Origin of the sequence: Halomonas sp. AOP7-E1-9, from assembly GCF_052376035.1 — a bacterium.
GTDB classification, from domain to species: Bacteria; Pseudomonadota; Gammaproteobacteria; order Pseudomonadales; family Halomonadaceae; genus Vreelandella; species Vreelandella citrativorans.
Map to the genome: position 1 here is coordinate 1 of NZ_JBQSVC010000081.1, position 1603 is coordinate 1603.

The 1603-nt window shown below is 55.3% G+C and carries 1 rRNA gene; it reads left to right on the forward strand.

The annotated features are described in order from the left end of the window. The first annotated feature begins 18 nt into the window (after positions 1–18). A 16S ribosomal RNA gene (locus ACT3R4_RS18375) occupies positions 19–1551 on the forward strand. Positions 1552–1603 lie beyond the last annotated feature (52 nt).

The window sequence follows — 1603 nt, forward strand, 5'->3', positions numbered from 1 at the left end:
AAGAATCACACTGATTTTAAACTGAAGAGTTTGATCATGGCTCAGATTGAACGCTGGCGGCAGGCTTAACACATGCAAGTCGAGCGGTAACAGGGGAAGCTTGCTTCCCGCTGACGAGCGGCGGACGGGTGAGTAATGCATAGGAATCTGCCCGATAGTGGGGGATAACCTGGGGAAACTCAGGCTAATACCGCGTACGTCCTACGGGAGAAAGGGGGCTTCGGCTCCCGCTATTGGATGAGCCTATGTCGGATTAGCTGGTTGGTGAGGTAATGGCTCACCAAGGCAACGATCCGTAGCTGGTTTGAGAGGATGATCAGCCACATCGGGACTGAGACACGGCCCGAACTCCTACGGGAGGCAGCAGTGGGGAATATTGGACAATGGGCGCAAGCCTGATCCAGCCATGCCGCGTGTGTGAAGAAGGCCTTCGGGTTGTAAAGCACTTTCAGCGAGGAAGAACGCCTGTCGGTTAATACCCGGCAGGAAAGACATCACTCGCAGAAGAAGCACCGGCTAACTCCGTGCCAGCAGCCGCGGTAATACGGAGGGTGCAAGCGTTAATCGGAATTACTGGGCGTAAAGCGCGCGTAGGTGGCTTGATAAGCCGGTTGTGAAAGCCCCGGGCTCAACCTGGGAACGGCATCCGGAACTGTCAGGCTAGAGTGCAGGAGAGGAAGGTAGAATTCCCGGTGTAGCGGTGAAATGCGTAGAGATCGGGAGGAATACCAGTGGCGAAGGCGGCCTTCTGGACTGACACTGACACTGAGGTGCGAAAGCGTGGGTAGCAAACAGGATTAGATACCCTGGTAGTCCACGCCGTAAACGATGTCGACCAGCCGTTGGGTGCCTAGCGCACTTTGTGGCGAAGTTAACGCGATAAGTCGACCGCCTGGGGAGTACGGCCGCAAGGTTAAAACTCAAATGAATTGACGGGGGCCCGCACAAGCGGTGGAGCATGTGGTTTAATTCGATGCAACGCGAAGAACCTTACCTACCCTTGACATCTACAGAAGCCGGGAGAGATCCTGGTGTGCCTTCGGGAACTGTAAGACAGGTGCTGCATGGCTGTCGTCAGCTCGTGTTGTGAAATGTTGGGTTAAGTCCCGTAACGAGCGCAACCCTTGTCCTTATTTGCCAGCACGTAATGGTGGGAACTCTAAGGAGACTGCCGGTGACAAACCGGAGGAAGGTGGGGACGACGTCAAGTCATCATGGCCCTTACGGGTAGGGCTACACACGTGCTACAATGGCCGGTACAAAGGGTTGCCAACTCGCGAGAGTGCGCCAATCCCGAAAAGCCGGTCTCAGTCCGGATCGGAGTCTGCAACTCGACTCCGTGAAGTCGGAATCGCTAGTAATCGTGAATCAGAATGTCACGGTGAATACGTTCCCGGGCCTTGTACACACCGCCCGTCACACCATGGGAGTGGACTGCACCAGAAGTGGTTAGCCTAACGCAAGAGGGCGATCACCACGGTGTGGTTCATGACTGGGGTGAAGTCGTAACAAGGTAGCCGTAGGGGAACCTGCGGCTGGATCACCTCCTTAAACGATGCGTCATCCCTCGCGGTAAACGTCCACAATGAATTACCTGATCAGA